At 35.2% G+C, this 15,482-nt stretch carries 13 protein-coding genes; 10 read left to right on the forward strand and 3 right to left on the reverse strand.

The window, feature by feature from the left end; genetic code table 11:
• Positions 1 to 10 precede the first annotated feature (10 nt).
• Both ACTJFD_RS05005 and ACTJFD_RS05010 read left to right on the forward strand, forming a co-directional pair.
• Positions 11 to 649, forward strand: a complete 639-nt coding sequence (locus ACTJFD_RS05005) for a bifunctional 4-hydroxy-2-oxoglutarate aldolase/2-dehydro-3-deoxy-phosphogluconate aldolase (protein ID WP_442260020.1) — start codon at positions 11 to 13, stop codon at positions 647 to 649.
• Entirely contained in the window at positions 646 to 1,599 is a 954-nt protein-coding gene (locus ACTJFD_RS05010; RefSeq protein WP_442260022.1) for a sugar kinase, read from the forward strand. The genes ACTJFD_RS05005 and ACTJFD_RS05010 overlap by 4 nt, the downstream gene beginning before the upstream one ends.
• A 5-nt stretch (positions 1,600 to 1,604) precedes the next feature.
• Here the strand turns inward: ACTJFD_RS05010 and ACTJFD_RS05015 are convergent, their stop codons facing one another.
• Positions 1,605 to 2,462, reverse strand: coding sequence for a helix-turn-helix domain-containing protein (locus tag ACTJFD_RS05015; protein WP_442260024.1), 858 nt, complete (start codon positions 2,460 to 2,462; stop codon positions 1,605 to 1,607).
• Positions 2,463 to 2,645: 183 nt separating this feature from the next.
• On the opposite strand from ACTJFD_RS05015, the gene ACTJFD_RS05020 reads away from it, so the two are divergent.
• The 4 genes from ACTJFD_RS05020 to ACTJFD_RS05035 are packed head-to-tail and all read left to right on the forward strand — an operon-like array spanning position 2,646 to position 5,253.
• Positions 2,646 to 3,122: a PTS system mannose/fructose/N-acetylgalactosamine-transporter subunit IIB gene (locus tag ACTJFD_RS05020; protein WP_442260025.1), complete on the forward strand. Its 477-nt coding sequence runs from the start codon at positions 2,646 to 2,648 to the stop codon at positions 3,120 to 3,122.
• A 23-nt stretch (positions 3,123 to 3,145) separates the two neighbouring features.
• The gene (locus tag ACTJFD_RS05025; protein ID WP_442260027.1) at positions 3,146 to 4,039 is read left to right on the forward strand and encodes a PTS mannose/fructose/sorbose/N-acetylgalactosamine transporter subunit IIC; all 894 of its coding nucleotides are present in this window, start codon (positions 3,146 to 3,148) and stop codon (positions 4,037 to 4,039) included.
• Positions 4,026 to 4,835, forward strand: a complete 810-nt coding sequence (locus ACTJFD_RS05030; protein WP_442260028.1) for a PTS system mannose/fructose/sorbose family transporter subunit IID — start codon at positions 4,026 to 4,028, stop codon at positions 4,833 to 4,835. Before ACTJFD_RS05025 ends, ACTJFD_RS05030 begins: the two co-directional genes overlap by 14 nt.
• A gap of 28 nt (positions 4,836 to 4,863) precedes the next feature.
• Positions 4,864 to 5,253 carry a PTS sugar transporter subunit IIA gene (locus tag ACTJFD_RS05035; RefSeq protein ID WP_442260030.1) on the forward strand — a complete coding sequence of 130 codons (390 nt, stop codon included), beginning with the start codon at positions 4,864 to 4,866 and terminating at the stop codon, positions 5,251 to 5,253.
• Positions 5,254 to 5,311: 58 nt separating this feature from the next.
• On the opposite strand, the gene ACTJFD_RS05040 is transcribed toward ACTJFD_RS05035, so the two are convergent.
• Entirely contained in the window at positions 5,312 to 6,022 is a 711-nt protein-coding gene (locus ACTJFD_RS05040; RefSeq protein WP_442260032.1) for a GntR family transcriptional regulator, read from the reverse strand.
• 147 nt (positions 6,023 to 6,169) lie between these two features.
• On the opposite strand from ACTJFD_RS05040, the gene ACTJFD_RS05045 reads away from it, so the two are divergent.
• Both ACTJFD_RS05045 and ACTJFD_RS05050 read left to right on the forward strand, forming a co-directional pair.
• Entirely contained in the window at positions 6,170 to 7,939 is a 1,770-nt protein-coding gene (locus ACTJFD_RS05045; protein WP_442260034.1) for a glycoside hydrolase family 35 protein, read from the forward strand.
• Positions 7,940 to 7,953: 14 nt separating this feature from the next.
• On the forward strand, positions 7,954 to 9,954 hold the full coding sequence (locus ACTJFD_RS05050) for a hypothetical protein (protein WP_442260035.1): 2,001 nt from the start codon (positions 7,954 to 7,956) through the stop codon (positions 9,952 to 9,954).
• Positions 9,955 to 10,003: 49 nt separating this feature from the next.
• Here the strand turns inward: ACTJFD_RS05050 and ACTJFD_RS05055 are convergent, their stop codons facing one another.
• Positions 10,004 to 10,888 (reverse strand): helix-turn-helix domain-containing protein, encoded by an 885-nt coding sequence (locus ACTJFD_RS05055; RefSeq protein WP_442260037.1) that lies wholly within the window; start codon positions 10,886 to 10,888, stop codon positions 10,004 to 10,006.
• Positions 10,889 to 11,018: 130 nt separating this feature from the next.
• Between ACTJFD_RS05055 and ACTJFD_RS05060 the strand changes: the two genes are divergently transcribed.
• A complete protein-coding gene (locus ACTJFD_RS05060) occupies positions 11,019 to 14,294 on the forward strand; it encodes a DUF5107 domain-containing protein (RefSeq protein WP_442260039.1) in 3,276 nt (1,091 codons plus the stop codon).
• Between the two features lie 81 nt (positions 14,295 to 14,375).
• Complete coding sequence (locus ACTJFD_RS05065) at positions 14,376 to 15,371, forward strand: aldose epimerase family protein (RefSeq protein WP_442260040.1); 996 nt, start codon at positions 14,376 to 14,378, stop codon at positions 15,369 to 15,371.
• The last annotated feature ends 111 nt before the right edge of the window (positions 15,372 to 15,482 follow it).

A 15,482-nucleotide genomic window follows, 5' to 3' on the forward strand; every position in this document is an offset into this window, starting at 1 on the left:
GAGGATTAAAATGAAAAAAGACGTTGTAACATGGATCAAAGAGGAAAAAATCTTACCTATTTTAAGAAATGTTCCTTTAGATGTTTTACCTGATTTGCTGGCTCTCTTTGAGAAAAATGAAATTAATATTTTAGAAGTTACTGCAAATAGTCAAAGTTTCATTGAAACCATTCAGTTTATCAAAGAAAAGTATCCTCATTTTATGATTGGAGCGGGGACTGTGACTAGTCTTGAACGAGTAAAATTAGTCGCTGAGTTAGGCGTTTCTTTTATTGTGACGCCCAATGTTAATCTAGAGGTGATTGCCTATGCTCAAAACCATCAATTAGGTACGATTATTGGAGCACTTACTCCAAGTGAAATTGAGATAGCGTATGAGGCAGGAGCCGATATCGTAAAAATATTCCCAATAGGTGTTTTAGGAACAGAGTATTACCGAGCAGTAATAGGCCCATTAGATACTATTCCCTTCCTACCCACAGGTGGCGTTTCCCTAAAAAATATTGCCGAATACCGTGAGCTAGGAGCTACCGGTTTTGGTATTGGTAGCGATATTGTTAATATTAATTTATTAAAAGAAAAGAAAATTACTGAATTGGATACAATCATTAAAGAATTTGTCACCTTAGCTAGGACTGAAAAAATATGAAGGTTTTAACAATTGGCGAAACACTCGCTTCTTTTCAACCGAATGATCATTTGTCATTAAAAATGAGTCAAACATTATCAGCTAGTATCGCAGGGGCAGAGAGTAATGTGGCAATCGGTTTGTCTCGTTTAGGTGTTGAAACGTCATGGTTGAGTTGTGTTGGTCAAGATGAGTTTGGCGAACGGATTCTTGCGACTTTACGTTCTGAACAAGTCAAAACGCACTTAGTCAAAAAACTGACTTCACATTCAACAGGCGTTTTCTTTAAACATTTTAAAGGTTATGGAGAAACCAATGTTTTATATTATCGGAGCCACTCAGCGGCCACTCAGCTTTCACAGCATTTCCAAGAATTCTCTTGGTTAGAGGGGGTAGATCTCGTTCATTTGACTGGAATTACTTTGGCAATCAGTGCTGAAAACGCTAAATTTATCATTGAATTGGCTAAAGAATTAAAGAAAAGACAGATTATTTTAAGTTTTGATCCTAATTTAAGAATGAAGCTGTGGACCTTAGACCAAGCTAAATTTTGGATTGAACAACTTTTACCATATTGCGATTGGTATTTTCCAAGTGAGGTAGAGTTTATAAAACTTCATGGTGATAAAAGTCCAAAAGAAGTGGTTAAGGAATATGAATTAACTTGTTTAACGCTTAAAGAAGGGCTAGGGGCAACTGCCTACACCGATTCTGAAGTGATTACTTACCAGGGCGCGCCAGCTGCTCATATTTTAGATACTGTAGGAGCAGGTGATGCTTTTGTTGCAGGGATGCTATATTCAATTCTTAATCATGACTTTTCGACAGAAGGCGTCTTAATAAAAAAAGCTCTACAAATAGGGCATGAAATGGGAAAAATTGCAGTTCAAACGCAAGGCGATTGGGAGAATTTACCCACGGAGTACGAATTAACGACTCTAATGGCAGAGGGACATCAAGACCTAAGATAATCAAATCAAAAGGAAAAATTTCGTTTTCGAAAAGCACTGGGTGTTATCTGTGTTTGTTTTTTAAAAAAGGTTGAGAAGTGACTAGCAGATGAAAAATCTAAACGTTCAGAAATATCATCCATTGTTAAATCAGTGGTTAATAATAACTCCTTAGCCTTCTCTAAACGAACACTTAAAATATAATCTCTGGGCGACATTCCGTAAACTTTGGTAAATACATTAGTAATATATGTTCGATGTAAATGAAGTCTGTCAGCAATCGTCTGTACTTTTAAATCACTTTTAGTGGTTGTATTAATAATTTCTACAATTTCTGACGCTAAATAAATTTCATTTTGATTTAATCGTTGGTTTTGATTTTGTTCTTGTTCTTGGTTAAATTTAGCCACATTTGCTAATAATAAAGTGATATAAGCATTCAGCTCTAATTCAAAAATAGACACATCGAATTCATTATCAAGTTCAAGATGTTTTCGATTGAGTTGAAATTGTTGAATGATGCTAACAATGATCTTTGAAATATTAGGATAGTCTTTTTCTCGGATAAGGATATTATGCGAACTATGAATGGCTCGATTGACTTCATGGTTCTCAATATCGAAATGAAAACCTAGAAATTCACTATCCGCAATAATCTCAGTTTCGTGAAAGAAACCGCCTTGAATAATTAAGGTATCACCAGGAAAAAGATGATAAGTATGAGACCCGACTTTTTGAAGTATTTCTCCAGAAGAACAAAATAAAAGTTCATAGTAGGGGTGACGATGCTTTTCGTAAGTCCAACCTAAATCAGCATAAGTATATTGGAAATCTGATAATGAAATAGAACTGTAAAGACGGTTCGAATGGAAGATATAATTCATGAGTCTCTCCTTTCAATAGGTGAGTTAATTATATCATAATAAAAAGTGACTTATAATATTAAGTTTATCTAAAAAATAATTGTAAACGTTTTAGACTTATGATATTATTAAGGAACTTAATATATTAAGATGTTATCTTGACATAACATCTGGCATTAACTATTTCATAAGGAGGAATTATTAATGATTACAGGAGTAAGAATTGATGGTCGTTTAATCCACGGTCAAGTCGCAAATTTATGGGTTCCTAAATTAGGAATTACAAGAGTCATGGTTGTTGACAGTGATGTCGTGACTAGTGATATCGAAAAAAACAGTTTAAAACTAGCAACACCATCCGGTATTAAACTTAGTGTGTTAACACCTGAAAAAGCCGCAACTAATCTTTTAGCAGGACGCTATGATTCGCAAAAAGTGCTCATTGTTGTGAAAAGACCAAGCTATTTGGTTAAATTAGTCGAACTTGGTATGCCGTTAGAGGTGGTTAATGTCGGAAACATGTCACGTGTGGATGGTTCAAAAACAATTACTAAATCAGTCAATGTTTTAGATCAAGACGTTCAAGATTTTGAATTGCTTCATGCCAAAGGTGTTAAATTAATTCATCAAATGGTTCCATCAGACAATGAAAGTAGTTTTATGGAATTATTAAAAAAATAAAATAATCTAAGGGAGTGTAACAAATGGAAATAGTATGGTGGCAAATTTTATTAATCACATTATACGCAGGGTATCAAATTTTAGATGAATTGACGATTTACTCTGGTGCAGGCTCGCCTGTTTTTGCTGGTTTGTTTACCGGAATTGTCATGGGGGATATGACCGCCGGTCTAATCATCGGAGGAAGTATGCAGTTAACCATCCTTGGTGTTGGGGCATTTGGGGGAGCGTCAAGAATTGATGCCAACTCAGGAACGATTTTAGCAACGGTCTTCTCGGTTGGTTTAGGGATGAACCCAGAACAAGCTATCGCAGCGATTGCAGTACCTGTCGCAAGTTTAATGATCCAAATGGATATTTTAGGTCGTTTTGCGAATACTTATTTCGCTCACCAAATTGATAAACAAGTTGAAAATATGGATTACAAAAAAATTGAACGCAATTATTTAATGGGTGCACTATCTTGGAGTTTATCTCGTGCCCTTCCTGTTTTCTTAGCCATCGCATTTGGTGGCGAAGCTGTCAATACAGTTGTACATTATTTAAATACAGATTTGAAATGGTTAGGTGATGGTCTATCAACTGCAGGAGCTATCTTACCAGCTGTCGGTTTTGCGATTTTACTTCGTTACTTACCAGTTAAAAAACACATTGCTTACTTAATCTTAGGCTTTGTAATTACGGCTCTCTTAACAACTGTCTTTGGAAACATTCAAGCTGTTGGTGGGGTAGTGGGTACATTATCAAAAGATTTCACACAAATCTTAAATGGTTTACCAATGTTAGGTATCGCATTGATTGGTTTTGCTTTAGCCTATCTCCAGTACAAACGTGCAATTGAAACACCGGTCGCAACATCAAATGGATTGACTATCTCTGATTCAATGGAAGGGGAAATCGAAGATGACGAACTCTAAATATAAGTTAACTAAAAAAGATTTTAACCAAATTAACCGTAGAAGTTTAATGGGTTTTCAGTTGGGTTGGAACTATGAAAGAATGCAAGGATCAGGTTATCTTTATACAATTTTGCCACAATTACGTAAAATTTATGGCGATGATACGCCTGAGTTAAAAGCAATGATGAAAACACATACGCAATTCTTCAACACAAGTAACTTCTTGAATACTTTGGTGACAGGGATTGACTTAGCAATTGAAGAAGAAGAAGGAGTGGACGCGAAAGAAACCGTTGCCGGTTTAAAAACAGGTTTAATGGGACCTTTCGCAGCTATTGGGGACTCAATCTTTGGCGCATTATGGCCAACAATTTTTGGAGCAGTCGCAGCCAACATGGCAGTGAACGGTAATCCCGTCGGGATGTTAATTTGGGTGCTAGCGAACGTTTTAGTAATGTACTTCAGATGGCGTCAATTAGAATTTGCTTATAAAGAAGGGGTTTCACTAGTAACAACGATGCAAAGTAAGTTGACTGCAATCACAGATGCAGCTACTGTTTTAGGGGTTTTCATGGTTGGCGCTTTAATCGCAACAATGATCAATGTTCATATCTCATGGGCTCCAAAAATCGGAGAATTATCGATTGATATCCAAAACAGTTTAGATATGATCTTACCTCGTTTGGTTCCACTAGCGATTGTCGGAATGGTTTATAGTTTATTAGGACGTAAGAGAATGACTTCAACAAAAGTGATCTTTATCGTTTTAATTGTATCAGTAGCATTATCAGCATTAGGTGTGATTAGCAAATAAATTTAAAACACAAAGGTAGGGAAAAGACATGAAAACAATGATTTTAGTCAGTCATGGCTCATTTTGTGAAGGCTTGAAAGAAAGTGTGGAAATGATTTTAGGACCACAAGAACAATTGAAAACAGTTTCGTTATTGCCAGATGAAGAAGGCAGTGATTTTGCAGCGAAATTTGATGCGGTTGTATCAGGAACCGACGGTGACTATGTGGTTTTTGCGGACCTTTTAGGGGGAACGCCGGCTAATGTTCTAACGAATAAAATCATGTCTGGGGAACCGATTGAAGCATATGCAGGAATGAGTATGCCGATGATTATCGCTTATTTGAATAGTGAAATGTTGGGGGAAGCTTTTGACTTAGAAAAAGCAAAAGAAAACAGCGTGGACTTAGCAGCGTACATCAAAGAAAAATTAGGATAAAAAAATAAAGGTTGGCTTATCGAATGACAAGATAAGCCAACCTTTAATCTATAAAAATTTAAATGGTTTCAATTTTAGTTTCATAATAGTCCCAACGTTTAAAACTTTCAATGTATTCAACGACTTGAATGTCATTAAGAAAAGTCGTTCTTTTAGCAAAGCTTGTCGGACAATCTTCACTAATTTGTAAAAGTTGAGCCGTTCTTTTAGGTGTTGGAAATTGAATTGCATAGTATTCAACTGAAGGTGAAGTAGTCAAATGAAAATTATAATCACGCCTCATCTTATCGTAAATCGAAATAAAGTTAGAGGGATCTTTAAGATCTTCTTCTTTGACGTAATCAGAAGAAAGGTAAGTGTATTGTAAAAAGAAAGGAATACCGTTACTTTTTCGTAGTCTTTCAAAACAGTAGATTTTTTTATTGGTATCAATTTTAAGTTTTTTACGAATGGTATCATCGTTAATTTCAGTGATGCTGATGACATGGGTAGTGACATCGGCATCTTCATTGGGGAATTTATCCACATCAGTAAATCGAACAGGTTGACCTAATTTTCCTCTCGAAACAAAACGACCTTTCCCTTGAACACTATATAAGTATCCTTCACTCACTAATTCTTTTAAAGCACGAATGACGGTAATTGAGCTAACTTGGAAGAGTTCAATTAATTCAGATTCGCTATAAAATTTATCACCAGGTTCAAATTCACCGCTCACAATTTTTTGAAGTAGCGCGTTTTTGACTTGTTGATATTTAGGGATTGCCATACTTAAACTCCTTTTTAGTCTTATTTACTTATATAGTACCACTTAGTATATGAAGTGTCACCTACAAAAATGTTTGTAGTCGATTATTTTCTATGGTATATTAAGTTTAACTTAATATATTAACATATTGTTTAGGAGAGGGTAATTATGAATACGATAAAAATAACAGAGGATTTTATGATCAATGGTCAACCAGTAAAATTAGTTTCAGGAGCAGTTCATTATTTTAGAATTGTTGAAGATTATTGGTACGATTCATTAGAAAAATTGAAAGAAATGGGTTGTAATGCCGTTGAAACCTATGTTCCTTGGAATTTCCATGAGAAAGAGGAAGACGTGTTTGATTTTACGTCATATCAACATAATTTAGTGAAATTTGTAAAGTTGGCCGAAGAACTTGGTTTATATGTGATTGTGCGTCCATCTCCTTATATTTGTTCAGAATGGGAGTTTGGTGGGTTACCTTATTGGTTGTTAACCAAAGACTGTCGTATTCGTTCAAGTGATCCTAAATTTATGGCTTATGTCGAGCGTTATTTCGAGCAACTTTTACCATTACTGACTCCTTTACAATGGACGAAAAAGGGACCCATTATATTATTCCAGTTAGAAAATGAATATGGGTCATACGGTAATGACAAAGAATATTTGGAAGCCCACTATGACTTGATGAGAAAATTAGGGGTTGAAGTTCCTATTTTTACTTCAGATGGTGCTTGGGAAGAGGCACTAGAAGCAGGATATTTACCAGGGAAAGATGTTTTCCCAACAGGTAATTTTGGCTCACGAGCAAAAGAAAATATCGCTAACTTGACTCAATTTATGGAGGATAAAGGAATTGTTGCTCCAAAGATGTGCATGGAGTTTTGGGATGGCTGGTTTAATCGTTGGAACGAACCAGTGATTAAACGAAATCCATTAGAATTACGTGATGCTGTGAAAGAAATGTATGATTTAGGAAGTTTAAATCTTTATATGTTCCAAGGAGGAACGAATTTTGGTTTTATGAATGGATGTTCAGCTCGCGGGACGTTAGATTTACATCAAGTAACCTCTTATGATTATGATGCTCCTTTGACTGAGTGGGGAGATGTGACTGAAAAATATAGTTTACTTAAAGAAGTTTTTACAGGATCAAATGAGATCACTGTTAAGAATCACCCTAAAAAAGCGTACGATACAGCTAAACATGTGGCGTCAGTTTCTTTATTTAATACTTTAGAGTCATTATCTAAGCCTATTTATAATAAGTGGCCTTTACCAATGGAAAAACTAAATCAAGGGTATGGTTACATTCTCTATCGTGCGAATATCGGCAAAGCTCGTCAAGTTGATAAAGTACGTGTGATTGAAGCGAGTGATCGGGTGAAGATTTATTTAAATGAAGAAGAAAAAATAACACAATTTAAAAAAGAAATTGGTACAGAGTTTACGTTGGATTTAGAAAAACCTCAAGACAACCAATTGGATATTTTAGTTGAAAATATGGGACGTGTGAACTATGGTTCTAAATTAATCGCACCGACTCAAAGCAAAGGGATTCGTAATGGGGTGATGCTTGATTTGCATTTCCATTCAGATTGGGAGCATTTTAATTTGGACTTGGAAGATATTTCAGCTGTCGACTTTTCAAAAGAATATACGGCAGGACCCGGTTTCCATAAATTTGAACTTGAAGTTCTTGAAAAAGCAGATACGTTTATTGATTGTCGGGGCTTTGGTAAAGGTGTTATGTTTATTAATGGTTTTAATCTAGGTCGTTACTGGGAAGTGGGGCCAATCCATTCTTTATATGTACCAGCACCTCTATTAAAAGAAGGTACGAATGAAATTATTATTTTTGAAACAGAAGGAATTTCTCAAGAAGAATTACATTTTACGGAGTTGCCAATTATTACCAAAATAGAAGAAAGTTAAAGGAGTTTTTAATAATGAGTTATATGTATTCGCTGCGATATGCGCTAGCCTTAGGTCGAGATAATACCAAACGTTTAGCTGATTTGGCTTACTTTTGTGAACGGGCTAAGATTGATGATATTAACTTTTTTATCAATCATGAGGAAATTGGTCGTGGCCATCTTACTTTTGATGAAACACGAGAATGGTTAGAATTATCTGCTGAATTAAAAGAATTTTTAGCAGCAAGAGATATCACTTTTTCAATGAATCCAGGGATTACTTTAATGCATGGGGATCGCGGTCGTGTTTTAAATGGAACACTCGGTTTTGAAACGATGGTCGATGCAACGGGCTTAAAAGCAACAGCAGTGGCTTGTCCTTTTGATCCGAATTTTCAAGCTTACTTAGCAAAGACTTATGCAATGTATGCTGAAGTTGAACCTGATTATCTTTGGTTAGAAGATGATTTACGTCATTTTAATCATAAACCAGTTCAATGGGGATGTTTCTGTGAAAAACATATGGCTGAATATCGTCAACGCTTAGGTAATGACAGTATTACTCGTGAAGAACTAGTTCGTGCGATTTTAAAACCAGGAAAACCAACAATTGAGCGTCTAGCCTATTTAGAGATTGCCAAACAAACCATGATTGATTTAGTGAGTAAGATTGAGCAGGCGGTTCATGGCGTTTCACCAAAAACAAAACTATCATTAATGACATCTCAACCAGATCAACACACAACAGAAGGTCGGGATTGGGACCGAATTTTTAAAGCTCTCTCAGGCAATCAACCATTCGTCGCTCGTCCTCATTTGCCATCTTACAATGAGGTAACACCGAAAGAATATAGCAAAGGTTTTAATAGTATCAGTCGAGTGACAGCTGATTTATTAAAAGATGAAGCAGAGCTGTTTCCTGAGTTAGAAAATTACATGTACTCACGCTATGCGAAATCAAATCATTTTTCTAAATTTCAATTGATGACTTCGTTAATGCTACATCCAAAAGGAACAACGATGAACTTGTTCGATATGATGGGGACAGGGGTTGTTCATGAATATCATTTGCAAGAGATGTTGGCGGAGGTAAAACCTTATTTAAGCCAAGTTAATGCTCTTGATTTGAAAGTTTCAGAACAAAAAGGGATTCACGTTTTATATGCACCTAAAGCCTCTTATGTGGTTGAAACCAAAGAGGGATTAAAACGAGAAGAATTGATAGCTCATGATGATTCATGGCTAGAGTTATTAAGTTCATTTGGTTTCAGTGTTATCCCAGCACAGTTTGATTTTTCGATAAAAAATCAATTTGTAGCCGTTTCAGGTCAGTATTTGCGTACTCTATCTGATGAGGAAGTGATTCATCTCTATCAAGAGAATTTTATATTAATGGATGGAGAATCTGCAAGTATTTTAGTTGAAAAAGAGTTAGGGCATCTTGTTGGAATCCAAGGACTTGAATGGAAAGAAGTCCGTTCAGGCAAACAATCGTATGAACAAGTCACTAATGGAAGAAGCTACTGTGGTGTAGAAGAAGCTCGAATGACCTTGATGCAAAAAACAGGAGACTTTGCAGATATTACTTATGACGAGCAAGATTTAACAGTCATTTCGCGAGCTTTTAATGAGTACGATAAAGAGGAAGGGATTGTTTGTGCCGGATCTAAAAATAGTTTTATTTTACCTTTAGCTTGGGATGAAAAAGATGGCTGGAACAGTCAATACATCAGCTTCAAAGAAGAAATGATTAGAGAAGTACTATTGGAGCAAGAAACAGCACAACGTTTGGTGGTCTCAACGATAGATATGCCATACGTTAATATGTTCCATTATGTTAAAGCGGGTAGGAGTTACTATATCATCGCTAACTTTTCTTCAGAAAACTATAATCAAATTACTTGTAAGTTAGATGAAACAACAGCGAAATTAAAGGAATATCATCTGACCGGTGAAAAAGAAATTCAGTTCCAGAATCAAGTGATTGCCACTCCTTTAGCAGCCTTAGATATCAAAGTATTTGAAGTACTTTAATAGATAAGAGCGTGAGGAAATGAAGACATTCATTCTCTTACGCTCTTTTTTATAAACTGGAGCGATATTTTTGACGGTATTCCTTAGGTGAAAGGTGCATATTTTTTTTGAAAGCTCGTGAAAAGTAGTAAGGATCGGTAAAACCAAGTTGATTACCAATTTCGTAAATTTTAAGATCACTCATTTTAAGATATTTACAAGCTTGTTCGATTTTTATTTCATTAAAGTATTCAATCGGGGATTTATGCAAATATTTTTTATAAATGGAACTTAAATAACTTTGCGAGATGTTTAAATGATTCGCCATCTCTTGTAAGGTTAACGTTTTACTCAGATTTTTATTGAGAAATTTAATGCTTTTAGCGAGGTAAAGATTTTGTTTATCTTGTTGAAGTTCATCTTTTAAAAAGATAATTTCAACGAGTAAAGTGTTTAAGAGTTGTACTGCACAGAGAGCTGTTTCAAAGTCATTGCTTTTTTCTGAGATGTCAAAAAGTTTAATAAAATCATCTTGAATCCAATGGTTTTTTTCTGGAGAGGAAATTTGAGTAAGTAAACGTCGCTCAAGCTGAAAAGTTTCGGGTACTTTAGTATCAAAATGCACCCAAAGAATCGACCAAGGGTTTGTTTCAGAACTATAATAATAATGTCCCATGTTTTTGGGGATACAAAAAATATCGCCACGTTTTAATTGATAAGTGCCTGAGCCATTTAAGGATACAACTCCTTCACCATCTAAACAAAAAATTAAAATAAAATCTGTTAAGTCATGATATCGTTCACGGTAGTGATACTTCGCTTTTGGATAGTAGCCCATCTCTTTAATGGTTGTTCCCTGTGTTAAGGGCAGTTGGTTAAGTTGTTCGGAGTAAGTATCTGAAACAATAATATGGCGTTCATCTTTAAAGCCATCTTTCTTTTTAATTGAGAGCATTTTTTCCCTCCTTTTAGGGTTATTTTAGCATGATAGTGCAAAATAATCCATTAAAAGTGAAGATATCCTATGTTTATGTACCCGCTTTCGTCTTAAGATAAGAGTAACAAAACATTAGGGAGATGAGAAAATGACAGGTCATGTTACGACAATTGAAAAAAAGATAACGATGCCAACTTATTTGACTGCTAAACCAGATAAGAATCCATTGTTCTTTGAAAAAAGAGTTTATCAAGGAAGCAGTGGTAAAATTTATCCACATGCTATGACAGAGAAGATTTTAGATGAAAAAGTGGATGTGGACTATCCTTCTGTAACCTTAGAAAACGATTATTTGAAAGTTGTTATTTTACCAACATTAGGTGGACGTATCCAACGAGCATACGATAAAACTAATGATTATGATTTTGTTTATTATAATCATGTAATTAAACCAGCTCTAGTCGGTTTGATTGGTCCTTGGATTTCAGGAGGAATTGAATTTAACTGGCCACAACACCACCGTCCGTCGACTTATATGCCAACAGAATATAAGATTGTTGAAAATGAAGATGGTAGTAAAACAGTTTGGGTAAGTGAAATTGATAAAATGTATGGAACAAAAGGGATGGCAGGCTTTACACTTTATCCAGATAAAGCGTATATTGAAATTACTGGAAAAGTTAACAACTTAACCGATACTCCGCAAACTTTCTTATGGTGGGCGAACCCGGCAGTACCTGCAAATGATCACACAGCATCAATTTTTCCGCCAGATGTTCATGCGGTAATGGACCATGGAAAACGTGCAGTTTCAGATTTTCCAATTGCAACAGGAACGTATTACAAATATGATTATTCGGATGGAATTGATATTTCACGTTATAAAAATATAAAAGTTCCAACATCGTATATGGCTCATCACTCTGATTATGATTTTATTGGAAATTATGATGAAGAGAAAAAAGCTGGTTTACTTCATGTGGCCAACCACCATGTTTCACCAGGGAAAAAGCAATGGGTTTGGGGAAATAGCGACTTTGGTTTGGCTTGGGATCGTAATTTAACGGATTCAGATGGCCCTTATGTCGAGTTAATGACGGGAGTCTTTACAGATAATCAACCAGACTTCACTTGGTTAAGACCTTTTGAAGAAAAGGAATTCCAACAATACTTCATGCCGTATAAAGGCGTTGGCCGTGTTAAAAATGCGACAATTGATGGCGCAGTTAATTTAGAAATTGAGGGTGAAGAGTTAGTTTATGCTTGCTATACAACGAGTAAACAAGCCAACTTAAGATTAATCATCACTCACTTGGATGACATTATTTTAGAAGAAAAAATTGATTTAGATCCAGCGACTTATTATGAAGGTAAATTAACAAGTCCTCAATCTGAGATGAACTCAGATTTAAAAATTACTTTGGTTAATACTGATAATGAAATTATTGTTGAATATGTTGGCGTTAAAGAAAAAATTAATGAGTTACCAGATCCAGCTGAAGCTTTGCTAGAACCAGAAAAATTAAAAACAACAGAAGAGTTATTTTTAGCGGCAACTCATATTGAACAATATCGTCATGCCACCTTGAATGCTGTTGACTATTACTTAGAAGGGTTAAAACGTGACCCAGAAGATATTCGCTTAAATAATGGGTATGGTTTACATTTATATAAACGTGGTTTGATTGCTGAAAGTTTAGAATATTTCAATCGTGCTGTGAAAAAACAAACGTGGAAATCACCAAATCCATATTATGGCGAGCCTTTATTTAACCAAGGATTAGCGCAGTTACGTTTGGGACAAACAAATTTAGCGATTGACAGCTTTTTTAAAGCAACATGGAATGAAGATACACAATCATCTGCATTTTATCAATTAGCTACGATTTCAGCGCAACGAAAAAAATGGGATGAAGTTTTGAAACAAGTCAAACAAAGTTTAATCCGTAATGCCCATCACTTGAAAGCCTTACAATTACGCTTAGCAACACAACGTCATTTAGAAAAAACCAATGATTTTGCATCTGTTTTAGACATTGATCCACTATACTTAGGTTTTCACTTTGAGCAGTTCTTACAAGACGAAACGTATGACTGGGAACGTGTGATGCGCGGCGAAATTAACAACTATTTAGAACTTGCTTTAGATTATATCGCATGGGGAATGTATGAAGAAGCAGTTATTATTTTAAATCATGCACCACAAAGTAGTCCACTGACTCATTATTATGCTGCTTTTGCTAAACGTCATCTAGGAGATGTTGAAGGAGCTAAGAATAGTGTTCGCTTGGGTGAAGCGGGTTCGACAGACTATTGTTTCCCGAATAAATTAATGGAAATCCCGATTTTAAATACTGCGATTGATTTATTACCAAATGAATCAGGCTATGCTAAGTATTATTTAGGAAATCTTTTCTACGATAAAAAACGTTATGAAGAAGCGATTGAACTTTGGGAACAAGCAATAGAAGAGATATCAGAATTCCCAACAGTCTTTAGAAACTTATCAATGGCTTACTATAATCGCCAGGATGATTTAGCTAAAGCTAAAGAAATGATTAGCCGTGCCTTTGATTTAGATCCAACTGATGGACGTGTTTTATTAGAGAAAGATATTTTGGCACAAGTTAGTCAAGAATCTATTTCGTCTCGTTTAGTTGAATTAGAAAAACACTTAGAAACGACGAAAGATCGTGATGATTTATTTGTTACGTATCTCTCTTTATTAAATAATCAAAAAGAATTTACCAAAGCATACGATTTGATGATGGCAAGACAGTTCCATCCATGGGAAGGTGGAGAAGGAAAAGTTTCTGGCCAATACATGTTTAACTTAATCGAATGTGCGAGAGAATTAATGACGACTGAACCAGAAAAAGCAATTGACTTATTGAAACAATCTCAAGTTTATCCTGAAAACTTAGGTGAAGGAAAATTACCGAACGTTCAAGATAATTTATCAGATTACTATATTGCTAAAATTTACGAAGCACAAGGGAAAGTAGAGCGAGCTAAAGAATATTATCAAAAAGCAGCTCTTGGTACGAGTGAGCCAGAAAGTGTTTTATATTATTATGATCAGCCAGCTGATTCAATTCTTTATCGAGGCTTAGCTCAAGAAAAATTAGGAAATCAGAAAGACGCTCGAAAATGGTTCCATCAACTGATCCGTTATGGAGAAATCAATATCTTTGAAGAAGTAAGTTATGATTACTTTGCCGTTTCGATGCCTGAAACAGTGGTCTTTAAACGTGATTTAACTCAAGAAAATAAAACGTACTGTCGTTATTTGATGGCATTAGGAAATATTGGCTTGAAAAATTATGAGAAGGCAACACAAATGTTAACAGACATTGTTAAAGAAGTGCCAGATCATCAGGGAGCACTAAGTCATTTATGGATGTTAGAATCTAAGACTTATTAGGTTTTTAATTGATGATTGAAACGAGCAGAAAATCGTAACCTTCGATTTTCTGCTTTTTTGTTAGTTAGGAGGGGAAGGTCAGTGTTAACAGTTAGTACCAAGGATGAGGAAATAACATCCGGAGAAAAATTAATTGAATATACAATACAAAACGAAAAATTCAAAGTTCGATTATTAAATTATGGGGCCACATTACGTGCAATTGAACTCCCTAATGAAGCTGGTGTATTTGAAAATATTATCTTAGCACATGCTAATAATCAAGATTATCTTAAAGAACGTAGTTTTTTAGGGGCAAGTGTGGGACGTGTGGCAGGCCGAATAAAAAAAGGGGAATGGGGAACCGTTCAATTAGACCAAAATGAAGGAGTTAATCATCTTCATGGTGGAGATATCGGTTTTGATAATGTTTATTGGGAAGCAACTATTTCTCGAAAGAAAGAGAGTGTGACCGTTTCTTTTACACATTTCTTTGCCTCTGGGGTCGGAGGATATCCAGGTAATTTAAAAATGACAATTCATTATGTGATCTATGAAACAAAGGAACTTAAAATTATCTTTGAAGGGGTAACAGATCAAAAAACGTTATTAAACCCGACGAATCATGCTTATTTTAATCTGAGTGGAGGAAAAGAACCAACGATTGCTTCACATGAGCTATTTTTGGCTAGTGATTTTTATCTTCCTTTAGAGGCAGATCATTTACCAACGGGTGAAGTTTTGAAAAAAATAAAGCTTCTAGAACAAGCGGAGTTATTAGGAAATATTTTGAAATCTTCACATTTAGAAATTTATCAAGAAGATGGACTAAATCATGCTTTTCTTCTTAAAAAGGGAGTAAAACCTAGTGTTATACTGAGTCATACTCAAAGTAATCGGAAGCTAAAAATAACGACAAGTTACCCAAGTGTGGTATGCTATACAGGTAATCATTTTAGTGACGATGATTTCGGTAAACATATTGCTATTGCTCTGGAATTTCAGAAAGTTCCTGATGTAGACCATTTTGATTATTTGGGGAGTCATATTTTAAATAAAGAAACAAAGTATAGTGAATTCATTCACTATGTATTTTAGGAAATAGTATAAGATAATCCATGTTAGTTAGTAATAATCCATGTCGGAATTGTAAGCGCTGTATTATCCTTTACATATAGAGAGATTTCAATGTAAAGAAATGCTTACGGA

Source organism: Vagococcus sp. (assembly GCF_052102835.1).
In the GTDB taxonomy this organism is placed as follows: domain Bacteria; phylum Bacillota; class Bacilli; order Lactobacillales; family Vagococcaceae; genus Vagococcus.